26 protein-coding genes, 1 pseudogene and 1 riboswitch are annotated in these 23,731 nt (G+C 46.5%); of the genes and pseudogenes, 7 read left to right on the top strand and 20 right to left on the bottom strand.

Annotation, left to right across the window (positions count from 1 at the left end; genetic code table 11):
- Positions 1 to 3: 3 nt before the first annotated feature.
- From A3IK_RS0102715 to A3IK_RS0102685, 7 genes are all read right to left on the bottom strand, one after another.
- Positions 4 to 357, bottom strand: coding sequence for a lysozyme inhibitor LprI family protein (locus A3IK_RS0102715; RefSeq protein ID WP_020558430.1), 354 nt, complete (start codon positions 355 to 357; stop codon positions 4 to 6).
- Between the two features lie 32 nt (positions 358 to 389).
- Positions 390 to 824 carry an NIF family HAD-type phosphatase gene (locus A3IK_RS0102710; RefSeq protein WP_020558429.1) on the bottom strand — a complete coding sequence of 145 codons (435 nt, stop codon included), beginning with the start codon at positions 822 to 824 and terminating at the stop codon, positions 390 to 392.
- 33 nt (positions 825 to 857) lie between these two features.
- Entirely contained in the window at positions 858 to 1,865 is a 1,008-nt protein-coding gene (locus A3IK_RS0102705; RefSeq protein WP_020558428.1) for a M28 family peptidase, read from the bottom strand.
- Positions 1,849 to 3,279, bottom strand: coding sequence for a B12-binding domain-containing radical SAM protein (locus A3IK_RS0102700; protein WP_020558427.1), 1,431 nt, complete (start codon positions 3,277 to 3,279; stop codon positions 1,849 to 1,851). The genes A3IK_RS0102705 and A3IK_RS0102700 overlap by 17 nt, the downstream gene beginning before the upstream one ends.
- A gap of 288 nt (positions 3,280 to 3,567) precedes the next feature.
- The gene (eat, locus tag A3IK_RS0102695; RefSeq protein ID WP_020558426.1) at positions 3,568 to 4,959 is read right to left on the bottom strand and encodes an ethanolamine permease; all 1,392 of its coding nucleotides are present in this window, start codon (positions 4,957 to 4,959) and stop codon (positions 3,568 to 3,570) included.
- A gap of 28 nt (positions 4,960 to 4,987) precedes the next feature.
- A complete protein-coding gene (eutC, locus tag A3IK_RS0102690; RefSeq protein ID WP_020558425.1) occupies positions 4,988 to 5,830 on the bottom strand; it encodes an ethanolamine ammonia-lyase subunit EutC in 843 nt (280 codons plus the stop codon).
- On the bottom strand, positions 5,827 to 7,248 hold the full coding sequence (locus A3IK_RS0102685) for an ethanolamine ammonia-lyase subunit EutB (protein WP_020558424.1): 1,422 nt from the start codon (positions 7,246 to 7,248) through the stop codon (positions 5,827 to 5,829). The genes eutC and A3IK_RS0102685 overlap by 4 nt, the downstream gene beginning before the upstream one ends.
- A 174-nt stretch (positions 7,249 to 7,422) precedes the next feature.
- Here A3IK_RS0102685 and A3IK_RS0102680 point away from each other — a divergent pair, with 174 nt between their 5' ends.
- Positions 7,423 to 8,475: a helix-turn-helix domain-containing protein gene (locus tag A3IK_RS0102680; protein WP_020558423.1), complete on the top strand. Its 1,053-nt coding sequence runs from the start codon at positions 7,423 to 7,425 to the stop codon at positions 8,473 to 8,475.
- Positions 8,476 to 8,500: 25 nt separating this feature from the next.
- Positions 8,501 to 8,914, top strand: a complete 414-nt coding sequence (locus A3IK_RS0102675; protein WP_020558422.1) for a lysozyme inhibitor LprI family protein — start codon at positions 8,501 to 8,503, stop codon at positions 8,912 to 8,914.
- Between the two features lie 56 nt (positions 8,915 to 8,970).
- On the opposite strand, the gene A3IK_RS18280 is transcribed toward A3IK_RS0102675, so the two are convergent.
- From A3IK_RS18280 to A3IK_RS0102640, 8 genes are all read right to left on the bottom strand, one after another.
- Positions 8,971 to 9,459 (bottom strand): hypothetical protein, encoded by a 489-nt coding sequence (locus A3IK_RS18280; RefSeq protein WP_211209399.1) that lies wholly within the window; start codon positions 9,457 to 9,459, stop codon positions 8,971 to 8,973.
- On the bottom strand, positions 9,413 to 9,667 hold the full coding sequence (locus tag A3IK_RS21465) for a hypothetical protein (RefSeq protein WP_211209398.1): 255 nt from the start codon (positions 9,665 to 9,667) through the stop codon (positions 9,413 to 9,415). The genes A3IK_RS18280 and A3IK_RS21465 overlap by 47 nt, the downstream gene beginning before the upstream one ends.
- A gap of 104 nt (positions 9,668 to 9,771) precedes the next feature.
- Positions 9,772 to 10,338, bottom strand: coding sequence for a DJ-1/PfpI family protein (locus A3IK_RS0102665; protein WP_020558421.1), 567 nt, complete (start codon positions 10,336 to 10,338; stop codon positions 9,772 to 9,774).
- A gap of 83 nt (positions 10,339 to 10,421) precedes the next feature.
- Positions 10,422 to 11,459, bottom strand: coding sequence for a threonine aldolase family protein (locus tag A3IK_RS0102660; RefSeq protein ID WP_020558420.1), 1,038 nt, complete (start codon positions 11,457 to 11,459; stop codon positions 10,422 to 10,424).
- Between the two features lie 196 nt (positions 11,460 to 11,655).
- Complete coding sequence (gene cmk / locus A3IK_RS0102655) at positions 11,656 to 12,339, bottom strand: (d)CMP kinase (RefSeq protein ID WP_020558419.1); 684 nt, start codon at positions 12,337 to 12,339, stop codon at positions 11,656 to 11,658.
- Positions 12,332 to 13,648, bottom strand: a complete 1,317-nt coding sequence (gene aroA, locus A3IK_RS0102650) for a 3-phosphoshikimate 1-carboxyvinyltransferase (protein ID WP_026220780.1) — start codon at positions 13,646 to 13,648, stop codon at positions 12,332 to 12,334. The genes cmk and aroA overlap by 8 nt, the downstream gene beginning before the upstream one ends.
- A 91-nt stretch (positions 13,649 to 13,739) precedes the next feature.
- On the bottom strand, positions 13,740 to 14,741 hold the full coding sequence (locus tag A3IK_RS0102645; RefSeq protein ID WP_020558417.1) for an NADP-dependent oxidoreductase: 1,002 nt from the start codon (positions 14,739 to 14,741) through the stop codon (positions 13,740 to 13,742).
- 46 nt (positions 14,742 to 14,787) lie between these two features.
- Positions 14,788 to 15,633, bottom strand: a complete 846-nt coding sequence (locus A3IK_RS0102640) for an alpha/beta fold hydrolase (RefSeq protein WP_020558416.1) — start codon at positions 15,631 to 15,633, stop codon at positions 14,788 to 14,790.
- Between the two features lie 114 nt (positions 15,634 to 15,747).
- On the opposite strand from A3IK_RS0102640, the gene A3IK_RS0102635 reads away from it, so the two are divergent.
- The gene (locus tag A3IK_RS0102635) at positions 15,748 to 16,326 is read left to right on the top strand and encodes a TetR/AcrR family transcriptional regulator (protein WP_020558415.1); all 579 of its coding nucleotides are present in this window, start codon (positions 15,748 to 15,750) and stop codon (positions 16,324 to 16,326) included.
- Between the two features lie 92 nt (positions 16,327 to 16,418).
- Here the strand turns inward: A3IK_RS0102635 and A3IK_RS0102630 are convergent, their stop codons facing one another.
- The 3 genes from A3IK_RS0102630 to thiB all read right to left on the bottom strand — a co-directional run bounded on the left by A3IK_RS0102630 (position 16,419) and on the right by thiB (position 18,127).
- Complete coding sequence (locus A3IK_RS0102630) at positions 16,419 to 16,817, bottom strand: type II toxin-antitoxin system VapC family toxin (protein WP_020558414.1); 399 nt, start codon at positions 16,815 to 16,817, stop codon at positions 16,419 to 16,421.
- Complete coding sequence (locus A3IK_RS0102625; RefSeq protein ID WP_020558413.1) at positions 16,814 to 17,047, bottom strand: AbrB/MazE/SpoVT family DNA-binding domain-containing protein; 234 nt, start codon at positions 17,045 to 17,047, stop codon at positions 16,814 to 16,816. Before A3IK_RS0102625 ends, A3IK_RS0102630 begins: the two co-directional genes overlap by 4 nt.
- A 102-nt stretch (positions 17,048 to 17,149) precedes the next feature.
- Positions 17,150 to 18,127, bottom strand: a complete 978-nt coding sequence (thiB, locus tag A3IK_RS0102620) for a thiamine ABC transporter substrate binding subunit (protein ID WP_020558412.1) — start codon at positions 18,125 to 18,127, stop codon at positions 17,150 to 17,152.
- A 41-nt stretch (positions 18,128 to 18,168) separates the two neighbouring features.
- Here thiB and A3IK_RS0102615 point away from each other — a divergent pair, with 41 nt between their 5' ends.
- Together A3IK_RS0102615 and A3IK_RS21635 are read left to right on the top strand one after the other, a co-directional pair.
- Positions 18,169 to 18,966: a phosphotransferase family protein gene (locus A3IK_RS0102615; protein WP_020558411.1), complete on the top strand. Its 798-nt coding sequence runs from the start codon at positions 18,169 to 18,171 to the stop codon at positions 18,964 to 18,966.
- 9 nt (positions 18,967 to 18,975) lie between these two features.
- Positions 18,976 to 19,071, bottom strand: a riboswitch (TPP riboswitch).
- 193 nt (positions 19,072 to 19,264) lie between these two features.
- Positions 19,265 to 19,690: pseudogene (locus A3IK_RS21635) on the top strand (Uma2 family endonuclease); the annotation flags it as partial.
- 30 nt (positions 19,691 to 19,720) lie between these two features.
- Here the strand turns inward: A3IK_RS21635 and A3IK_RS0102610 are convergent.
- Positions 19,721 to 20,824: an RNA-guided endonuclease InsQ/TnpB family protein gene (locus A3IK_RS0102610; RefSeq protein WP_020558410.1), complete on the bottom strand. Its 1,104-nt coding sequence runs from the start codon at positions 20,822 to 20,824 to the stop codon at positions 19,721 to 19,723.
- A 432-nt stretch (positions 20,825 to 21,256) separates the two neighbouring features.
- On the opposite strand from A3IK_RS0102610, the gene A3IK_RS0102605 reads away from it, so the two are divergent.
- Positions 21,257 to 21,826, top strand: coding sequence for a hypothetical protein (locus A3IK_RS0102605; protein ID WP_020558409.1), 570 nt, complete (start codon positions 21,257 to 21,259; stop codon positions 21,824 to 21,826).
- Between the two features lie 142 nt (positions 21,827 to 21,968).
- Here the strand turns inward: A3IK_RS0102605 and A3IK_RS0102600 are convergent, their stop codons facing one another.
- Positions 21,969 to 22,547: a Uma2 family endonuclease gene (locus tag A3IK_RS0102600; protein ID WP_020558408.1), complete on the bottom strand. Its 579-nt coding sequence runs from the start codon at positions 22,545 to 22,547 to the stop codon at positions 21,969 to 21,971.
- Positions 22,548 to 22,711: 164 nt separating this feature from the next.
- Between A3IK_RS0102600 and A3IK_RS0102595 the strand changes: the two genes are divergently transcribed.
- Positions 22,712 to 23,716: a ribonuclease T2 family protein gene (locus A3IK_RS0102595; protein ID WP_020558407.1), complete on the top strand. Its 1,005-nt coding sequence runs from the start codon at positions 22,712 to 22,714 to the stop codon at positions 23,714 to 23,716.
- Positions 23,717 to 23,731: the final 15 nt, after the last annotated feature.

The raw sequence follows: 23,731 nt of genomic DNA, 5'->3' as shown, positions 1-23,731 counted from the left end.
GGCTTACCTCTTAACATTAGCTGGAGCACTTTGTTTAGCATAAGTGAGAAGCTCCTTCAATTTCTGTTCGCGAGCTTGTATTTCTTTGAGAGTGCATTGCGCCCCTGCTGCAAGGTATCTGTTTTCAAAATCGCATTGTGCCTCTCTATACTTAATCCAAGCCCGCTCTGCTTCCTTCAGTTTTTTTACTTCAACCTCAAGATTTTGACGCTTAAGCTCAGCCATAAGCTCTTTATAAACTTTAGTGAGTGCCTTATCACTTTTCTTCAATTCATCCGCATAATCAGATGGCATTGAGTGAACGGTCACTACAGAAAATAAAAACAACCCCATCAAAACGAATAATTTATACTTCATGTTAAACACTCAAATTTATAAAAACTATTAGGCTAAATAGCTTCACCTTTTAAGGCTACCCATATCTGCTTAACCCATAAAAGCGCATCCTGACAATCTTCTGGACTACCATAAGCAGGGACAACAATATAATGCGACTCTAAACCATATTTTTGGGCTTCGTCTTGATGATGGGGGCTATCATCAATCAAATAGTCGACATGGATACGACGGATATCTTTCCACTCACAGGCCAGTTCATCCCATGAATATATTTCTTTAAAATAGCCCGTCAAACCATAGGCTAAAACCTTTTCGACATAGCTTCGAGTGCTAACTGTCCATAAAATCAAATCATGATCTTGAGCCAACTCTGTGAGAAGTTCATGGCAGCCAGTGCGTAGATTAAACCCAATAATAGAATTATTATGGATGATAGGTGTGCCTAAGGTCTCATCAAGATCAAAGGCAATACGTTGTGGTTTCATCTTTAAATTCATCACACAATACAGGTTGCTCAATCATATATTACTTTTGTCATTTTGCCCCGCCCGCTCCACTATCACCGCCATGACACCGCGCAAAACATCAGCCATACGCACATAATCCAACTTATCCCACGTATCTGCCTTGCTGTGATAGTTTAGATTACGGTAGAAAGCCGTATCAGTAATCATCAAGGCGGGAAAACCTCGCGCCCAAAAGCTGCGATGATCGGAGAAATCAATACCGGGCAATAGGCGTGGAGCATTAATGGAATAAACGGGTAGGGTCATAGCTTGACGCATATCAGCCTTAGTCTGGCGCACAATACCCATACTCCCCAAATCGCCCACCACAGCAATAAAGTCACCCCGATCCGAATACAGGTAACTCATCAGTGGCAGGGGGTAACTTTGGCTGTCTGGCTCATCGCTGTAATAGCCGATCATCTCCAGTATCATCACCAGCTCCACCGCTGTCCCCTGCTCCTGCAAAGCTTTGGCATAAACCGCACTACCCATATCCGGCGTGCGGAAAAAGGGAGGCTCTTCCAGCGTAAAGGCTACCAGTGTCACAGGTCTATCCAAACTGGCATGGCTTAATAGGCGTGCTAACTCCAGCAGTCCCGCCACACCGCTAGCATTATCATCCGCCCCCGGCTGGCTCTCATGCGCATCATAATGTGCCCCAATAATCAGGCTCGGCCCCACTGCAGCGCCGACCGTAGACCCAAAGGTAATCGATAGATTACGGTAGGTTTCTCCATCACTTTGATAAGGAAGTACATCAACCTTACCATAGGCGGACCATTGCTCCTGAATATAGGCAGCCGATTGATCCAAATAGTCAGGAAAGGTTCGAGGTGGCAGTTCCTCGGCTAACTTACGTACATGAGCCTTCAAGCGCTCCGGTGAAATATCAATCGCCAGCGTATTTTTTGGCGCTCCCCCGCCGAAATCAAATAGCGGCTGAGTCACGACAAACCAGAGCAGCAGTGGTGATAGCATGAGGCTAATATCCAACAAAATTTTAAGGCGCTTCATCATGACACGGGATGTCCTGTAATACGGGTGTTTTCAGTGTTGTTATTGGTGTCTGAGCCGCCTCACGTCCGTCTAAGGTCAGCTCCAGTATCTGACGCATCAGCCCCAGCCCGCCATGCCGGATTAAGCTATTCCAGATCGGCTCAGCCTTTTTCCAGCCTGCACTATAAGCAAAATGGCGCAGGCGCTGATTCAGCGCAACGTGCTGCTGGCTGGCTTTGAAAATATTACCCCAACTATAAAACTCACGATAAGCCCATTCATAACCCGCTTGCAACTCTGCACTACTCATACCCCGTGGCTCGAATACGACATGGCGGGTATCGTACAAATCCCAGTTATCACTACGCAGCCGCCCGGCTGCCTTTAATTGTTGGTAATAGGCGGTGCCAGGATACGGGGTAGCAATATGAAAGGTCGCGGTAGTAATGCCCCGACTCACTGCCCAGTCCACTGTGCGCCGGAATACTTCAGGGGTATCACCATCCAGCCCAAACACAAAGCTACCATTGATTTTAATACCCAGCTGATCCAGCCGTCGAATCACCGCATCATAATCCCGCCCCAGATTTTGCCCCTTATTAGAAAAGGCCAAACTCTCCGCCCCTAATGATTCAAAACCAATGAATACACTACGCAAACCGGCCTCAGCCGCTCGCTCAATGAGATCACCCTTTAAAATGGCATTCACAGTCGACGCTCCCTGAAACAAACGTCTCATACCCTGCATACCATCAAATAAGGCACGGGCAAAACGGGCATCTCCCAGCAAATGATCATCCAGAAAGTACAAATGCCGCCCCGGCAGGCGTTCAATCTCCGCGAGTGCCGCATCTACCCGTTGGGTATAGAACGATTTTCCCCCCTGAAAAAACGCATCTTTATAGCAAAAGTTACAGTGATACGGACAGCCGCGTGTCACTACAATCGAGTTCGGTACTAGATATTTGTCTCGTTTGATTAGATCACGCCGGATGGGTGGTAGATGCTCCAGCGTGCGTACTCCCGATTGATAGCGCACCTTGGGTTCACCCCGACGAAAATCTGCCAGAAACTGCGGAAAAGTCTCCTCACCTGGCCCCAGAAAAATAGAATCGGCATGACGAGCAGCCTCTTCTGGTAGAGAGGTCACATGCAGTCCCCCCAGACACACATAGCAACCTTTAGCACGGTAATGATCGGCAATGCGATAGGCTCGCGAGGCGTTGGTAATATAGACCTGAATCACCACCAGATCCGGCTCATCCTGCCAGTCCAAACGCTCCACATGCTGGTCCACCAGTTCCACCGTATCATCAGGATGTAGATAAGCCGCTAGTGTAGCCAGCCCTAGTGGTGGAAACAGTGAATACTTAATCGGACGCCATTCGGGTGAACCCGCTTCCTGTAAGGCAGGCAGAATCATTTTGACGTGCATAACAGCTTCCTTAGTTGTGTGGTGATATCAGAAGCAGTATGGAGCTGAGCTGTGCAGGAATAGGATGGGAGCTTATGGAGGATTCATGCAGGGGTAACGCAGCCTATGCACGATAGGCCACGCCCCCGAAAGCCTGTTATGGGATTAAGTACTTGAGCCAAAGTAATCGAGTATTTCTTCCGCAGCCGCTGTGAATACCTCCCTGTACGCTACAAGGCGGCATCCTTGCCGCCAAGACTGCTCCAGAAATACCCGATTACTTTGTTATACCTATCCTAGTTTAATTGTTTATGCAGTCTCAGCTTGAGCTAACATGCTGAATTCTTCTTCAGGTGTTTTGGCAACTAGATGGTTGCGACTATAGCCAAAGAAATAGGCCGCACCGAGTGCAAACAATACTAAGGTATACATAAAGGCACGCGGGTCATAAGCATAAACCCCAGTCAATGCCACCAGTGACAAGATCAGCGACAGACCAGAGGTGAAAATACCGCCTGGCGTTTTATAAGGGCGCGGCATTTCAGGGTGATTTAGGCGTAGCAGAATATGGCTTAACGACATGAGGGCATAGGAAACCGTAGCACCCACGACTGCCATCGCCAACATTAAATCCCCCTCACCCGTGAGTGACGCTAAAAAGCCAAAGATCCCCGGAATAATCAGCGCACGCGCTGGAACCTTGCGTGTATTGGTCAGGGACAGGCTTTGTGGCAGATAGCCCGTCCGGGATAAAGCAAATACTAGACGGCTGTAGCCATAAATAATCGAAAAGAAAGAAGCAATCAGACCGGCTAGAGCTAATACATTGACCATCGTGGCGAGCAGGGGTTTATGCGCCGCATTCAAGGCATCCACTAGCGGTACGGTACTGCTACCTAGTGCTTTAGAACCTGTCACACCTGCCAGAATGATCACCATTAGGGCAGCGGTAAACAGTAGGAAAATCATAGCCACAATAATACCCTTAGGTACATCTTTAGCCGGGTTCTTAGCCTCTTCCGCCGCTAAAGGCACCCCTTCTACTGCGAGAAATAGCCACATCGCAAACGGCAAAGCAGCCCAAACACCATACCAGCCAAAAGGCAAGAATGGGGATGCCCCAACAGCTTGAGTCGGTTCAATATCAAATAGCAAAGCAGCATTAAAGTCCCCCAACAGTGCTATTGCTGTACCCAAAATAGCGAGTACTGCCAACGCGCTAATCACCATCATAACCTTTAAAGCTTCGCCCACTCCAGCGAGGTGAATGCCGATAAAAATGATATAAAATAAGGCATAGATTACCGGCCCATTGACACCCAACAGAGACTCTACGGCGGCCCCGATGAAGATCACAATCGCCGCTGGTGCCAGCACATATTCAATCAATACCGCAAGCCCGGTCAGAAAGCCGCCAGCAGGCCCCATCGCCTGACGGGCAAAGCTATAGCCGCCCCCTGCTGCGGGAATGGCTGCCGACATTTCAGCCAGTGATAATACGAGGGTGAGATACATCAAGCCCATGAGTACAGCAGCAATGACAAAACCACCCCAGCCCGCTTCGGCAATACCAAAGTTCCACCCGGCAAAGTCGCCAGAAATCACATAAGACACGCCTAACCCAGCTAATAATAGCCATCCGGCCGTGCCGCGTTTGAGTTGGCGCTTGGCTAGATAATCCTGATCCAACACAGTCGACATAATGAATACCTCTATACAAATAACAGGGTTAAGAGCGAGAAACTAGAAAACTATGATGACCCCTATCTTGCTCTAACAGATTGTCATCCGTGCGATCTTTAAGCTGCACACCAGACAGACTCCTGCTGCGGGCCTCATTCAGTAGGTATTGGACTTTGCGGCTAGCATCGGCATATTGCAGCCCTGCGCGGCGCACATTAGAAATGCAGTTACGCTGGGAGTCTGCCCGCCCTATTTTGGGTGCCCAAGTCAAATACAGCCCCATACTGTCTGGAGAGCTAAGACCGGGACGCTCACCAATCAGCACCAATACACAACGGGCTTGTAACAGCTCACCGACATGATCACCAATCGCCACCCGCCCCTGCTCCACTACACTAATAGGAGCGAGCGACCACGGATTTCTCTGCTGCTGCAGTGCTGGGATAAGGATTTGCAACAAGGCCAGAGTATTTTCTTCAATAGCCAAGGCCGATAAACCATCAACCACGACTACCGCCAAATCATAGGGGGAGTCGGGTTGGGGTAGTTCCATTAGCCGCTGTTGTGAAGCTTCATCCAAACGCCGTCCATAGTCGGGGCGCTGCAAATAGGTGGCACGATCATTCGCCTGACTCTGTAGTGGTAATACCGGATCATTACACCAAGGCTGTTGTTGCAGACTCTCGATGAGGCTTGAGCTATTGAGTGGGGTATGTACCGCGTCCTGAGCTTTAGCATGGGCTAGTTGAAAATCGAGTAGATGACGAGTCGGTACACTCACACCGGCCCGCCCTAAACCAATGCGTGCATCGGTAAAGCGACGCAATACCTGCCAAGGGTTTTCAATCACCGCATCATCCATTGAGTCAGTAGGCAATAGCTTACTCATGATGTCCCTCCTAATAGACGCTTGAGTGAGGGTTGAAAATGCTCTGGTACTTGATGATTAAGGGTGAAGCCCTGCCCAGTACGAAATATATCCATACGCTCCAACCAAGCCGCAAACTCCGGCGCAGGTTTGAGACCTAAGACTCGGCGGGCATATAAAGCATCGTGAAAGGAGGTGGTCTGATAATTCAGCATAATGTCATCGGAGCCGGGAATGCCCATAATAAACGCACAGCCCGCTACCCCCAGCAAAGTGAGTAGATTATCCATATCATTCTGATCAGCATTGGCGTGATTGGTATAGCAGACATCACAACCCATAGGCAGCCCCAGCAACTTACCGCAGAAATGATCCTCTAGTCCGGCGCGGGTAATCTCCTTGCCATCATAGAGGTATTCAGGGCCAATAAAGCCCACGACGGTATTCACCAGCAATGGATTGAATTTCCGGGCTACCGCATAAGCACGTGCCTCGCAAGTCTGCTGATCGACTCCGTGATGAGCATTAGCAGACAAGGCACTACCCTGTCCCGTTTCAAAATACATCACATTATTGCCCACTGTGCCACGTCGCAAAGAGAGCGCTGCCTCTTGTGCTTCGGTGAGGGTTGCCAGATTAAAACCAAAGCCATCGTTAGTCGCCTGCGTACCACCAATAGACTGAAACACCAAATCAACAGGTGCTCCTTGCTCAATCGCTTCAATGGTATTAGTGACATGGGTGAGCACACAGGACTGGGTAGGAATCTGATAATGCTCAATCACCTCCGCCATCATTTTGATCAAGCGGCAAGCCTGCGCGACATTATCGGTAGCTGGATTAATACCAATCACGGCATCGCCATTGGCATAGAGCAAACCATCGAGCATGCTAGCGGCAATGCCGGTTAAATCATCGGTAGGGTGATTAGGTTGCAGACGGGTGGATAAATGTCCGGGTAGGCCGATGGTATTACGGAAAGCGCTACGGACATGGCATTTTTTTGCCACCAGAATCAAATCCTGATTGCGCATGATTTTACTGACTGCCGCTGCCATTTCTGGTGTGATACCCGCCCGAATGCTTGTCAGCATTTCTGGTGTAGCCAGATCACTTAATAGCCAATCTCGAAAGCCACCTACGGTCAAATGTGAGATGGGTGCAAAGGCTTCTAGATCATGCTCGTCAATAATTAAACGAGTAATCTCATCAGTTTCATAAGGTACTACGACATCGGTTAGAAAATGTTTGAGGGGCAGATCAGCAAGCGCCATCTGTGCTATCACCCGCTCTTCGGCATTCTGTGCCGCGATACCTGCTAGACGATCACCCGAACGTGCAGGGGTAGCTTTAGCCAATAAATCGGCTAGATTACGAAATTGAAAGGTACGCTGACCAACGCTATAGCGAAAGCCACTGCTCTGCTGATGTTGGGACATAAAAAGGTTCCCGCTGGTGTTGCCTGAGTATGAATATTGCTGCTCTTATTGTGGTAACAGCTAGAAAATTGGGGGTATCAAATTTTGGCAAATCTTTGAAAGTCCTTTTAAAACAGACTACTATGTTTCTATCAGGATGAGTTTTATGTCAATCCGTGAATAAAAGGGTGCACAATGGAAGTAAGCACAGACCGACCTGCACTGAAAAACGGCAGAATACTGCAACGCCATGAGGCCGATGATGCTGATCTACACGCTAGCAACCTCACCGGCTGGCAGCAGGAATATGATCAGCTCAGTCGTGGTCGATTTTTCGGTAGTATTGTGGAGTTATCGTTTGACAAGCTTCAGGTGTTCCGCGAAGACACCAATCGAGCTTTGCAGCAAAAATGTAAGGTCTGGGCAAATTCTATTTGGTTAGGTATTCCACTCGCCCAGCAAGCCGAGTGCCGCATCAATGGTCAAGCAGTCGGTGCTGACAGGGTGATGTGTCGTGCGGGCAATAGTGATTTTGATTTATCTACGCCACAGGATTATAGCCTTTATGGTCTGGTGATTGATTATAACACGCTCCTAGAAACCGCCCGCCTACAGGGGTTGACGCTCAACTGGAAAGAACTACACGAATCCGGGCGTTTACAATTACCCAACAAAACCCTAGAGAATGCCCGCTTTGTTTTAGCTCGGCTACTCGATGAGCACGAACCACAAACTAATCACCATGCTGCTTATGATTTGCTCTTGATGCTTCTGCTAGAGCTGCTGAAAGTTGCCACCCCAGAGCATGCCAAAATACCCAGCTACCCCCATCGTAAGCAAGTGGTGGATGAGGTGCGTAGTTATATCAGCGCTCATCCTGATACCCTACTCACCATCACCGACCTGTGCAAAATCGCTAATGTCAGTCGGCGAGCGCTGCAATATAGCTTTGCCAGTATTTTAGGTATTAGTCCGTTGCGCTATCTGCGTGTATCGCGTCTGAACGGGGTGCGCCGTACCCTGATGCAAATCCCGCAATATAACACTGTGGCGGATATTGCCAGCCAATGGGGGTTTTGGCATATGAGCCAGTTTGCTAAGGATTATCGGGAGCTGTTTGATGAATTACCTTCACAGACGCTAAAACGCCAGCAGGTGATGCAGAATAATACCTCCAGCAATTCCACTGAGGAGTGGCATTCTACCCATCCTCGCCCAATGCTCAGTCTGTCATATGGGTATGTTTAATCTTAGACCAAAAAGGAGTCTACTAATGACCATCAAAAATATTACAAAAACTTTTTTAATTTTAACTACCTTACTAATAGATTTGATTCCTATAAACTCTTATGCTGAAGAATCAAATAAATTTGAAAGTATTTATGATAGTTGCATAAAAAAAGCAGGTGGGATTAATAATAGCGTTGTTGCGACATGTAGTGCAGCATCATCAGAAGCAGCAAAAAAAGAGATGAATAGGTTATACGATATCATCCATAAAAATATATCTGAGGACTCTAAAGAGGATGCTCAAAAATTTGAGGACTCTCAAAAAGCTTGGATCAAATATAGAAACAATCATTGCCAACTCATGGGTTCATACGTTGGATCACCCATGTATGGCTATTGCCCAATGAAATTAAATATCGCACGGGTATTAGAGCTAAAAGAACTGGCGAATGAGTAATAGTAATATGGTCGTAAACCTATTTATAGCCGACCATATGAAATTTTCGCAATATATCAATTCGATAATTGCCTACAAGGAATATCAAAATCCACATGGTAATGCTCATCATGGCGAATCCACGGTTCGCCCTGCATGAAGGGTATATGCTGCTCAATCCACTGACCGCGTGTTGTCTTGAATAAGTAAGGAATATACGCCTTTTCAAAAATAACACTAGAAATACCAATACTCTGCTTTTTTGCCGCCGCATCGAGGGCATACAGATGCTCAGCAATGGCTTCAAAATCAATCTGCAAGTCTTCATACTTAGCATTAGCGTCAAATTCAATACTATAGCCAAACTTATTGGTAGTACCCGTAGGCAAAGGTACGGACTCACCCTCCTGATTTAATACTGGCACCATAAAATCAACCGCTAGACCATTTTGATGGGTGCGGTGAGGTCTAATACGCCCACCACTCTCCCAACCCGACTCGCCATAGACATAATTCTTACTAGGGGGCGGAGGTTTGCAGCATTTGATAGGCCGTAGCGATAGCATTTACCACCTTAGCATGAGCATAAGTACGCCCTAGCATCACACCTAGGGAACTATAGGGAGTAAAATTAGAGCCAGACTCCGGTATCTGTTCACCCTCTTCTAAACGTCCATGACTTGGTGTGCCATAACAAGTGCTTTCCGCCCGCACCGTAGTCAGAGAGGTAAATAGCAGCCCTGATATCACAAACGAAATTGTCCAAAAATTCATTTTCAATATAAATGTTAAGCCTAATATTTTAGCTTGATGAGCATAGTAGGAGGAATTTGCCCAACTACGCCCATTTATAGCTAGCATTATCAAACAGGGCTGCACTAAGCACCCAATACCTTCACAAACTGTGCTAACCACGCCGGATGTGCAGGCCATGCCGGTGCTGTGACCAGATTACCATCGGTTATAGCCTCAGTAATCGGAATATCAGCATACTCACCGCCTGCAATTCTAACCTCTGGTGCGACTGCCGGATACGCAGAAACCTTGCGCCCTTTGACTACCCCAGCGGCGGTTAGAATCTGTGCGCCGTGACAGACCGCTGCTACGGGTTTATTAGCTGTAAAAAAGTGGCGGGTGATTTCCAGCACACGCTCATTCAGGCGGATATACTCCGGTGCACGTCCCCCAGAAATAACCAGCGCATCATAATCCTCTGGTTTCACAGTGGCGAAGGTCGCATTCAGAGTAAAGTTGTGACCGGGCTTTTCGGTGTAAATCTGATCGCCCTCAAAATCATGTATAGCGGTGCGGATGATTTCACCCGCTTTCTTGTCTGGGCAAACCGCATGCACCGTATGCCCTAACATTTGCAAGGCCTGAAACGGCACCATGACCTCGTAGTCTTCGGCAAAATCACCCACCAATTGCAATATCTTCTTAGCCATAAAACACTCCTTTTAAAATACAACGATAGAATCAAACATGCCAAAAAATACAGCATACTCTCGCTAAGCATAGCTGCAAAGCGTCAACCCTGCTGACACAGTAACGCCATATCCGCTGCTAATGCCTCCACCGTGGCAGGCTCCGTATCCCAAGCACACATAAAACGACAACCACCCTCGCCAATAAACTGATAAAAATGCCAGCCCTTAGCGCGTAAACCTTGAATAATAGGCAGCGGTAACTCAGCAAATACTGCATTCGCTTGGGGTGGGAACATGATTTTAATCTGTGGCAAAGCCTTAATACGCTCATGGAGTAATTGCGCCATGTGATTAGCATGTTGAGCATTCTTAAGCCAGATATTATTCTCTAATAAGCCCAGCCATGGCGCTGAAATGAAGCGCATTTTAGAGGCTAACTGTCCTGATTGCTTCACCCGATAGGCAAAATCTTCGGCTAAGGCTTTATTAAAGAAAATCACCGCCTCGCCAATGGGTAAACCATTCTTAGTCCCACCAAAACACAGTACATCCACCCCCGCTCGCCAAGTGATTTCTGAGGGATGTACGTTGAGCGAGGCCACCGCATTGGCAAAACGAGCGCCATCCATATGGATTTTCAGATGATGACGCTTTGCCATCGCCGCAATCGCCCGCAACTCTTCAACGGTATAAACCGTGCCTACTTCGGTGGATTGAGTGATGGACACCACTTTCGGGCGGGGATAATGAACATCACTACGTTTAGTGACCAACGCATCAATGATTTGTGGGGTTAGTTTGCCATTCTCGCCCTTACCGACCAAAAGTTTAGAGCCATTAGAAAAAAACTCCGGCCCGCCACATTCATCGGTTTCAATATGCGCCAATTCGTGGCAGAGCACAGAATGATAACTTTGACATAAGGACGCTAAAGCTAAGGAATTAGCGGCTGTACCATTAAAAACAAAAAACACTTCACAATCGGTTTGGAAGAGCTCACGCAATTGATTGCAGACTTGCGTGGTCCAACGATCCTCACCATAGGCTAACTCATGCCCGGAAGCATTAGCCTCTAGAAAATACTTTAAGGCTTCGGGACAAGTCCCCGCGTAATTATCCGAGGCGAATTGCTGCGTCATAATACCAATCCTATTGCTAAAAGAACCCCCTCTCAGTCTCCCCCTTGTCAGGGGAAGAAGCAACGCTAGCTCTCTCCACTACAACTAGATAAGTTAAAGAAAAACTAACTCCCTCTCCTGCCAAGGGGAGGGTCGGGGAGGGGTTATTTCTATATGAAAAGAGCAGATCTTTTGAGCAAATACCCTACATTATAGCTTAAGCGGGCAAATAACCCAGCGCTCTTAACATCGGAGTTACCAGTGCCTTGACCTCTGCGACACTTAAGCGACTAGTATCAATGACTTGGGCATCGGCGGCAGCTTTCAAAGGAGCCACCGCACGATTGGCATCACGGTAATCACGCTCGCTAATATCTTTTACCAATTGAGCTAAATCAGCCTCAAGCCCCTGACGCTTTAATTGCTTTAAACGTCGCTCCGCTCGTACCTCTGCACTTGCTGTGAGAAATAACTTCAAGGGTGCATGGGCAAATACGACCGTACCCATATCACGCCCGTCTGCTACCAGTCCGGGCAATTGTTGGAAGGACTGCTGCAAGGCTAATAAGGCTTGACGTACTTGTGGGAGTGCTGCAATTTTGGAGGTAGCACTCGCACAGGTTTCATTGCGTATCGCCTCGCTCACATTTTCACCATTGAGCAAAATCAGCGCTTGCTGGCAATCAATATCCAGGGTGCGAATGGCATCCACCAACGCATCCTCATTATCGAGCGGGATCGCGTGGCGCAACGCATACAGCGCCGCCACCCGATAAATAGCCCCACTATCTAAAAACGCCCAGCCCAAATCGGCTGCTAGCTGGTGGGCAAGAGTTCCCTTACCGACTCCAGCAGGACCATCAATGGTAATAACGGGCGCATTTAGATTGGGTTTATTCATGGCTAGTAATCCTGACACCTGCTTTAGCAGCTAATGACACAAATCCGGGGAATGAGGTATTAACTGTAGCACAATTCGTAATGGTCATGGGAGCACTCGCACGTAATCCAGCCATTGAAAATGCCATTGCAATACGATGATCATGATGACTTTCAATCGTAGCGCTACCTAATTGACCACCTTGGATGATAATTCCATCAGGTGTCGGTTTTGCATCAATACCACAGGCGATTAAACCATCGGCCATCACTTGAATACGATCACTTTCTTTAACTCGTAATTCTTCAGCACCTGTCAATACGGTTTGTCCGGTTGCACAGGAGGCGGCTACGAATAACACAGGGAACTCATCAATGGCTAATGGCACTAGCTCCTCAGGAATCGTGATCCCTTTTAAGGGCGCATAACGCACACGAATATCAGCCACCGGCTCGCCCCCGACTTCGCGCTCATTGAGTAGGGTTAAATCCCCGCCCATTAAACGTAAAATATCAATCACACCCGTACGGGTAGGATTTAAGCCCACATGCTCAATAATCAAATCCGAACCCGGTGCAATGCTGGCTCCGACCATGAAAAAGGCTGCCGAGGAAATATCAGAAGGGACATCAATGGTGGTAGCCGTGAGCTTGCCACCGCCTTGCAGGGTAATCTTATTACCCTCGGTTTGCACCGCATAACCAAAACCGCGCAGCATACGTTCGGTATGATCACGCGTCGGTGCAGGCTCAGTGACCGAGGTTGTGCCTTGGGCATAAAGGCCTGCTAATAAAATCGAGGATTTCACCTGAGCGCTCGCCATTGGCATATCATAGTGAATACCTTTGAGGGTTTGACCGCCTTTGACTTGTAAAGGTGGGGTTCCGGCTGCGGTGGTTTCAATCACAGCCCCCATTTGGCTTAAAGGTACTGTGACCCGTTTCATCGGGCGCTTGGATAAGGACACATCACCAATCATCCTAACATCAAACGCCTGCCCTGCCATCAGACCTGACATTAAACGCATAGACGTACCGGAATTACCCATATCTAAAGCATGCGCAGGGGCTTGCAAACCGTGTAAACCGACACCTTGAATGGTAAGTTCACCTTGAGCATTCGGGCCTTGAATCTCCACACCCATAGCACGAAAGGCATTGAGGGTACAAAGGCAATCTTCGCCTTGTAAAAAGCCACTGACATAGGTCGTCCCTTCGGCTAAAGAGCCGAGCATAATGGAGCGGTGCGAAATGGATTTATCGCCGGGCACGCGAATACGTCCGGTTAATGCGCCACCAGGTTGTACCACAAATTGCATAGAGTCACTCATATCTAAAGTCCTGTATTAGTGGGTGCTAAAAGTGGCGCATACGTTAACGGGTATTAGGTGGCTAGTCTAGTCACCCATTCAGGAACTTTCCTTACTGCATTTGGATGACAACCTTACCCTTTGCCCGACCAGAATCAATATAAGCTAGAGCATCATTCGTCGATTCAAACGGAAATACCCGATCCACCACCGGCTTAATGTGACCAGCCTCAACCAACTCGGTAATGGCTTGTAGTTGTGTACCCTCTGCACGCATAAATAGAAAGCTATATTCCACTCCCCGTTTTTTGGCCTGAGAGCGGACACTCGCACTCAAAAATCTTAAAATCCAGCGTATAAAAAAGGAGGCATGGCTACTCTTGCCAAAGGCTGGGTCAGGTGGACCTGAAATCGAAATCAATCGACCACCGCGTCGCAATACACGTAATGATTTTGCGAGTATCTTTTCATTCTGACTATGGAGTACAACATCATAGTCATGCAGCATAGACTCGATATCCTGAGTCTTGTAGTCAATGACCACATCAGCCCCAAGCTGCTTCACCCAATCTATATTGCTACTGCTGGTGGTCGTTGCAACGCTTGCACCTAAATATTTTGCTAGTTGTATTGCTACCGTCCCAACCCCGCCAGAACCAGCTTGTATGAAGATATGCTGACCTTTTGTAAGTTGAGCACGCTCCTTAAGTGCTTGCCATGCTGTTAAAGTAACCAATGGCAAAGAGGCAGCCTCCACCATTGAAATATTCGCAGGTTTATGAGCAAGCGAGTGTTCTTTGACCGCAATCGACTGAGCGAATGTGCCAATATGAAAATCGTCCACACGGGCATAGACCTCATCGCCCACCTTAAAACGACTCACGCGGGATCCGAGTTTTGTCACTACCCCTGCCACATCATGCCCCAGCACCAGTGGCAAGCGGTAGGGCAGAATGAATTTGAACGCGCCATCACGAATCTTGGCATCTAACACATTGACACTAGCTGCATGAATCTGAATGACAACTTCATCATCCTGAGGCTCAGGTTCGGCAATGTCGGTCAGCAGCAATGTGCGCTGTTTGCCGTAACGTTCAAGGATAAAAGCTTGCATATTAGTTATCCATTACTGATTAAAGGTTAGGAGGGTATCCATTCCATTACTCTTCCAAGAACTGGATGGCGTGTTTTAGGAAGCGTTCGGGGTATTGGAATTGTGCGCCGTGTCCTGCATCTGGATAAATTAACAACTGTGCGTTGGGAATATTTTGTGCCAAATGCCACGAATTAATGGTTGGAATCATAATATCGTTCACGCCATTAAGTATGAGTGTTGGTTGTGTCATTGCATTCAAGAAGGCATAGAGGTTTTCACCTGACAAGGGTTGTAGGTAAATAGCAAACGCCTCCATTTGTGCTTGGGCGACCGCAGCAGAGCTTGGTGGATCTTGATCAATGCGTTGATGACGACGCTCCCAAAAGGCGCGACCCGCCTGTTTGGCGTTTTCAGATCGACCAAAAAATAAGTATAGGAAATCGTCTATAGTAGGTACCGGATGGGATGCAACCTCTAATACCTTCGGCTCCATTCTTGGATCCCCCCCGCGCAACCCCGTACCAAGCAGCAATAACTTACGTACAAGCTGCGGATGGCGTAATGCTACCTCTTGCACCTGAACACCACCAATAGAGAAGCCCAACAAATCCACCTGTTGCAAACCCAGCGCTTGGATTACCAATGCAATATCATCCGCCATGTCCTCAATACGATTACGCGGGACACCACTGGATGAGGCAATACCACGGCCGTTATACAGGATAACCTCACGCCCTTCAGCCAGTCCGTCCGTTAGCTGTGGATCCCAATGATCCATACCTGCTCGAAAATGCGGCACTAAAAATAATGGAGGCTGATTGCTCAGGGTATTACCCCAACGACGATAAGCAAATTTGTCGCCACCTACTTCAATAAAGTGTGTAGGAACGGTCAGGTGAGTGTAAGTCATGATCAAAATCCTTATAATTGAGAATAGTCAATTATGATGATGATCATCATCTAAATTGTCAATATGTTATATTATGATCATCATCAATAGAGATGAATAACCAAGTAAGCGACTATGAAAGTTACCAAAGCACAGGCTCAAGCAAACCGGACACGTATCGTCGAAACTGCCTCTACCCTCTTTCGTGAGCATGGGTATGATGGTGTTGGTGTGGCTGATTTAATGGCGGCAGCAGGTCTCACCCACGGCGGATTCTATAAGCACTTTCAATCCAAGACTGATTTAATGGCAGAGGCCGCAACCTGTGGTATATCACAAACGGTGGCCATGACCAAAAACGCTAATCCAGCTACGGTTGTAGAGCAGTATTTATCCAGATTGCACCGTGATACCCCCAGCCAAGGCTGCACAATGGCAGCATTGTGCTCAGACGCAGCGCGTCAACCAGCAGTAGTCAAAGCAGCTTTTGCCTCTGGACTAGAGGACTTGCTTGCGGTACTGACTCCTGATATCACGATGGATGAGGTAGCATTACAAGAGGCTCGCGCTAAAAGTATCAACACATTTGCACATGCACTGGGTGCACTCATATTGTCGCGTTCCTGTCCCGACGACTCACCACTGGCTGATGAAATACTAGAGGTCTGCCGCTCGGCAATTCAGTCAAACTTAGCAGCCTCATCGGAACAATAGTTACTTTCAAAATTTAGGGAGGGATCCAGTTTTCTACGTAATACTCATAGGCTTCAAGAGGATTTTTTATCAAAAAGCCTCTTAGTCAATCACTACACTAGCAATTTAAAAGTAGCAGTATGAGCCGCTTTACGATCAAAGGTAATCGTGTAATCTGCACCTAACTGTTGATGTGTGCGGGCTAATAGATAATCTGAGAAATCCGCATTGCCTTGTACATAATCGTGCCATGCTAAAATGGCAAGATCAGCACATTCAACCTGAAACTCTTGACAGGTTAATAGGGCATGTAAGGCTTGTGCTACTTGCTCGCGTGGGTAGTGATAAGCCCGACTCAGTACCCAAGCCACTTCACACAATACAATCTGACTAATAACACCTAGATTGTTAGTAGACAGTTGTTGCTCAATAAAGGTACTCGCTAAGGGTGATTGTATCGGGTCATCTTGGGTGAGATAGCGCACTATGACATTCGTATCTAAACCAATCATGTACGGGTAGCCTGTGCAATAGCCTCATCCATAGCCTCTAGACTGACGGGCTTTTCAGGTCTAGGTAACATGCCTTTAAGAGTCTTTACGGGACGAGTGACAGGTAGTAGAAACAATCTACCATCATCTCCAAATATAAATTCAATACGATCCCCAGGGCTGAGCTTTAAGGTTTCGCGTGCAGCTTTGGGGATGGTAATTTGCCCTTTAGCGGTGAGCGTGGCTAACATAATCTTACCTACTATAATAATCCTTACTATTTCTTATAGTAGCATAGGTAAGAATGGCAAAGCATCCTGTGCTCAGCCACCCTGTACTACCTCATGCTTACCCTATTCCTTCACCGCACTAGAACGCCATTCGCTGATCCAGTCCTTACGATGCTTAGCAATCTCTTCATTGCTAAAGCCAATTCGTTGCGGTTGAATCAACTCACTAAATACCGGCGGTAACTCAATACCCTCAATTACAGGCAACATCCAATTCGTGACCGGAATAATAGTTTGCGCGTCTTTTGAGACTAAAAAGTTTAAAAACTGGCGGGCTAACTCAGGTTGCTGAGTGGTTTTAGTCATAGCAGCGACTTCGATCTGGGGTACATGCCCCTCGGCAAAAGGTGCGGCTTTATACTGGGTTTTATTTTCACTAATCACATGATAGGCAGGCGAGGTGCTATAGCTTAATACATAATCCGCCCCATCTTTTAAGAAGATACTATACGCATCCCACCACCCCTTAGTTACTGTCGTGGTATGTTGTGCTAATGCCTTCCATGCCTCAGGCGCTTTATCGCCATATACGGCCTTGACCCATAGCATTAAGCCTTGTCCGGGGGTACTCGTGCGCGGGTCTTGATAGATCACACTGGCTTTAGAATCGATTAGCTCTTTTAAGGATTTAACCGGCTCTTTGATCTTGTCGCTATTATAAATAAACGCAAAATAGCCATAGTTATAGGGTACAAAGGTTTTATCTTCCCACTTTAATTCGGGTTTAAAAGCGGGCAAGGTCAGACCATGCTCTTGTAAAATGCCAGTAGCACGAGCCTCCTCGACTAAACCATTATCTAAACCCAATACCACATCGGCTTTCGTACTATCCCCTTCAATCCGTAGGCGATTGAGGATGCTCACGCCATCCTCGACTGCTACAAATTTCAGATCACACTGACATTGTTTTTCAAACTCAGCTTCTAGTTTGGGACCAGGTCCCCATTCTGAAATAAAGGAATCATAGGTATAAACCGTAAGATCTGCCGCTTGAGCGCTAAAGGCCATTAAACTAACAGCCAGAGGAGCAAGAATTTTCATAGGATTTTAACCTTTTACCTATTTTTAGTTACTATAGGCGGATGACTCCACCCCCATCTATTTGGCTGCATACTTGGTTGCAAGCCACACTCTCGGCTCCTTATGTACTACACTCCCTCAGTGGCGGTAGTAGCAATACGCTCTATCGTGTTGAATGTCCCACGCAGTCTTATGTGTTACGGGTCAATGCGCCGAGTACTTTGGCCTTTAGCGTGAATCGCCTGTGTGAGGCTAAAGTACTCGAACTCATTCAGCCCTATCCGTGGGCCGTGCAGATTATTCGTAACGATGTGCCACAGGGGTTATGCCTGATGCAGGCCTATGAGCCAGTCCCTCAAGCGTTGAGTCAAACCGCTCTCCTATCCCTACCCCAGACCTTAGCCGAGCTGCAATCCATCACGATCCCAATCGCTGATGTCACTCTGCTCACAATCGACTACACCCAGCTAACGGCACAATATCAAACCCTGCTAGAACGCTTCCCCTCTCCCCTCGCTCAAGCACTACTTACAGAATGGCGTGAAAAGCTAAGCACTTTACCGCGACTGCCTCCGGTATTAGTCCATCATGATTTACATCTAGGTAATGTCTGCCAAAACACAACACGCGCTCATCCGTTTGTTCTCATTGATTGGGAATATGCAGGGTTAGGTAATGCGTGGTTTGATGCAGTGGCGTTAGTCACCTGGGGTTTAGATCCCCAACACCTTCGCACCCTACCGGCCTTTCAACACGTAACGGCTCAACAATGGCAAGCAGGCTTACAGAGTGCAAAACGGCTGAATCAGGTACTGGCGGAATTATGGTATTGGGCAAGAGGCCATGCGCAGGAGCAATGAGACACGAAAGGGGCGGGTTTCACTCTTTCCTACGCCAGTACTAACTGGATCAGGTTCTACGGGTCTGTCAACACATCTCAGCCAAAGGCTCCCCGAGAGTGGGGGTACTATAGCACCTTAATTGATGATTAGGCACTTATCCACGTAGCAATCGTTTGAAATTTCCCCTATTCAGTGCTCTATCGGTTTCTTGGGTTCCTATAGTTTGATGGCTACCTTGAATCAGAACGCGGCTACACTGCTAATCTGTAGTGATGTCCGCTACAATACAACCATAGACGATGAATAGGATAAACCCATGTTTCCCGTTGAAAACACCATCAGCCGTGAGCAATATCTACTCCAAGAGTCCTACCACACCCAGCGTCATGAGTATTTTCAAGGGCAGATTACTGCTATGGCAGGGGGTACATTTAACCATGCCCAAGTAGCGGGTAATGTTTACGCGCTCTTACGCCAAAAATTGACTGGTAAGTCCTGCCACCCCATGAATAGCGATATGCGTGTTCATACACCCTCTGGATTAGATACCTATCCTGATATTTCAGTTTATTGTGGTCAGCCGGAATTAAGTGATAATAACACCACTTTATTAAACCCTATTATCATTATTGAAGTACTTTCGCCCAGTACACGTGACTATGACCGTGGTGGTAAATTTGCCCACTATCGCTCTATAGCCTCATTACAAGATTATATTCTGATTGATCCTGAACAAGTCATGTTAGAGCATTTTCTTGACATCCTCCCCGACCTAAAGGACGGGGATTCCTGCTGCCAGACGCTCATGTCCGAGCGCGAGAATATTCTTAGCTGCATTGACATCTCTATCATGCGTTGCCCCACACTCAGGGCAAGACCATTCTCTTATTCGTAAGCCTATTCTACCTTTCGGACTGTTGGGGCTAATACAGCCACAACATGAACAAGCTTGGGTAGTGTACGATTCATTGACTTCTAAACACACCCCTGACCGCGCACTCGCTTTGTATTTCAGTTGTGTCTTGAGCATGTACCATCCTGCATCTAATACAGACTTTGCCATTTTAGTTTTAACTAAAGCAGAACTGCTCACATTGCCAATGACGATTAAGCTGTTATCTTTAACGACTTGGGTCGTGAATTGATGGATAGCATCTAAACGACGATTCTTGATTTTGGCATGAATCGCTTTCACCCGTTTTTTCTGTTTAGCTCTTTGAGCTATACCCAGTTTAGATTCCAGTTCTCGATAGAATTGTTTGGATTCAAGCTTTAAGCCATTGCTACAGGTAGCCGTATCTTTAAAACCTAAATCAATGCCCACTTGTCCTTGAGCTATCGACTCTATAACTGGGACTTCTACAACCACATTGAAATACCAACGTCCTCTAGCATCTTGAGAGAATGAACCAGAACGAAACTCATATTGAGCTAATCCATAGCTATCCCATACCTTGAAATAGTGACCTGCATAGCGAACTTGTCCATTCTTCCAAATGGCTGCGCCTTTTTTAAAGGGTATCCAACCTAAGGAACGTTTAGAACCACTCGATATTCTCCAGCGCAATTTGCTTTTCTTGAATTGCTTGCGGGCTTTCTCGTGGGCTTCCGTCACTTCTTGAACTGTTTGAGAGTGAATGAGAAACCCCCGTTCTTTACGTAGAGCTGCTTGAGATTTAGCAAGATCATAAGCGCTCAGGTATACATGAAGCCAACCCATCTCAGGAATCGGTAAATGTGCATAATAGGCCGTTTCTTCATTGGCAGCATTCCAGACCTGATTCACCTCAAAAGCCATACGTTCAAGAATAGGCTTGTGCTTATCCTTGACTCGTACTTTTAGCGTTTTGAGAACCGTCACTAGGGGGGATGTCATGCTACTATTCTAACTCAAGTGAACGACCGAATCATCGGTTTCCAACCGATTCGCCTGATATCCCCGCCGTGAACGGACGGGGTTTTACGGCGAAACTGATAAAATTAACCGTGATGAATGGTACTTTCATATTCATACCCCAATAGACGCTAGAGTGAAATTAGTAACACTAGGTATCGAGCTAGAAATGCTGTTACTTTATAACGGAGTGATGTTTAAAGAGTAGAGCTATGCCAATACTTCAAGTAAAAATTTAATTGACAAAAAGGCTTGCTCCTGCGAATATGTATTTAACAATCAATTGATTTTTATAGTTATGTTGGTATTTCGCTAAATATTTTAGTTGGAAGCATACTTAGTATACAAGCAAGATTGAAATTAGTGTTATTACTCAGCCTATCAAATACAACCCCGTTTTTTTAGGTAACATTTATGAAAAAGATATTTATTATACTTTTATTGTTTTTTTCCTCTAATGCTATAGCAGTTAATTTAATTGAAAATAGAGATATGCAGATTTGTTCTAGTAGTAAAACTCAATCTGCTACACTCTCAGAAAAAACAACCTCAATATATAGCACCTTTGCTTCAGATGAGTTAGTACAAATAATGCATGAATCCCATGTGGGCTGGTGGGAAGTGAGTCCAGAAGTTCTTGGGGATAACTGTGTAAAAAAAGAAGATTGGTACAGACCCAGTTCTGTATCACCACCAGGCAGCATAAGGGTTTTTGCATTAGTCGTTGATAATTGTACATTTAAAAAACCAAAAAACTTTGATCCTCAAAAACCAGTTGCTCAATTTACTTATAGACTTGCATATAAAAAAGAGTTAGGAATAGAAGAACCTCAAAAAATTACTACTACATTTAAATATGGCTATTCTTATGTAATGCCGAATACCGATGGCAAGCGAATAAAAATACCTGATCAAAGAAAAAGACAATGGGGTAAGCTTGAATTAGAGAGGGAACCCTTCTGTTATAATATCTATTTAAAATAATAAGGTAACTCTTGCAATCAATGCAGCACCCTTGTTGAGCCTCAACCATTAAAAAAGCCTCTTGATGGTTAGTGATATCCATTAAGAGGCTTTTTTATGCGTACAGAATTTAGATACATAGAACTGTTGTTCGGTCGATAGTTCAGTTAATCAGCCCCACTTCTTTTTTCACGCGCCGATAAATCTGCTTAACCATTGCCGTTAACCCTATCGACTCTAGGGTAAACGTATCATCTGCATAAAAAGACTCCGCTTGCCAATGGGTACGGCGGCGAAAAATGCGTAAATAGGGCGTATCTTGTGAAACTACCACATACTCTAATAAACTAGTGATCTGGGTATAACCATCAAACTTTTCTTTTAAATCAATGCGTTGAGTTGAGGGTGAAAGTACCTCAATAATTAAGCAGGGGTTATCACGAATATAAGGGTTATCGCCTTTATTCACCTCGCAAGACGCCATAATATCGGGATAATACGCAAAGTGCTCACCTTGTGTTTTACCCACGACTTTCATATCCGACTGCCAAGAACGGCAATGATCAGGTAAGGCATTTTCAATCATGCCATGAAAGGTAGCGGCAACCGTATTATGTAACTCACTGCCGCCAGCCATAGCATAGACTTGACCTGCTATATACTCATAACGCACATCACTCACAGGCTCACCGGCAAGATATTCTTCAAAGGTTAAATACTCTAATTTAGATACCTGTTGCATAGTGAAAATCCCAAAATCTAAAGGGTAATAACGCCCAGTGTAGCATAGCTACCTAGGGTCTAAGCCTTTTTATCCACGAGCCTACGTCTAAAATTTAATCCACTAGTCGCACGCGCAATTCTCTGGCAGGCTTAGCCCCTTCTTCATTTCTATAGGTTGACCTCATGCGTTCTTTGATCATTGGCAGCAGCGGTATTTTAGCACTACTCATGAGCTTAAATGTTTCGGCTCAAGTTTTAATGAGTGGTGAACTCACTGCCACTAAGGTATGCCCAGCGACCCCCTCTATTCGCCAAGCGAATAACCCCGGTAATATTCAACTAGCGGTAGGCTCATCCTATACCGTGATAGCCAAAAATCGCGCGGATAATCCCACGCATTACCTCCTTAAAATAACAGAGTCTACCCCCAATCAGCGTTGGGTCGCTATGGACTGCGGCACGCTAGCGGGTGCTAACCCTTCACCCACGGCACCCGTCCTATCCTCTGCGGCTACCCCCAATACGTCTGCAACGGCAGCCGTATCCGGTCAATATGTTCTAGCCATTAGCTGGCAACCGGCCTTTTGCGAAACCGCCCCCGGCAAAAAAGAATGCAAAAGCCAAACCACCTCACGCTTTGATGCCACCCATTTTACTCTACATGGGCTATGGCCTGATCGTGCGTCTTACTGCAATGTCCCAAAAGACCAGCAGTCAAAAGATAAACAAGGCGATTGGGGCGCACTCACAGCACCCGCATTATCCAGCACACTCAAAACTCAACTCAATCAAGTCATGCCCGGCACACAATCCCTACTCGAAAACCACGAATGGATTAAACACGGTACATGCTATGGTGCTCCAGCGGAGCAGTATTTCACGGACTCGATTAAAGTATTATCCGATATTAACCAAAGCACGGTACAAGCGTTATTTGCCAACAATATTGGGAAAACCGTCACTAGCAGTCAAATCCGCAGCGCATTTGATCAGGCTTTTGGTCAGGGTGTAGGTGAGCGAGTCAAAATTGCCTGTAAAGACGATGGTGGCAGACGCTTAATTACCGAACTCACCCTAGGCTTAAAAGGCTCAATTGTCAGTAGTAATCTAAACACCTTAGCCCTTGCTTCACGCCCAGTGGAGGTCGGTTGCCCTGCAGGGATCGTTGATCCGGTAGGATTACAATGAAATGATTTTAGATAA

Origin of the sequence: Thiofilum flexile DSM 14609, assembly GCF_000380185.1 — a bacterium.
Lineage (GTDB): Bacteria > Pseudomonadota > Gammaproteobacteria > Thiotrichales > Thiotrichaceae > Thiofilum > Thiofilum flexile.
Note: the sequence above shows the minus strand (reverse complement) of the source record. Positions and strands in the feature narration are given on the sequence as shown.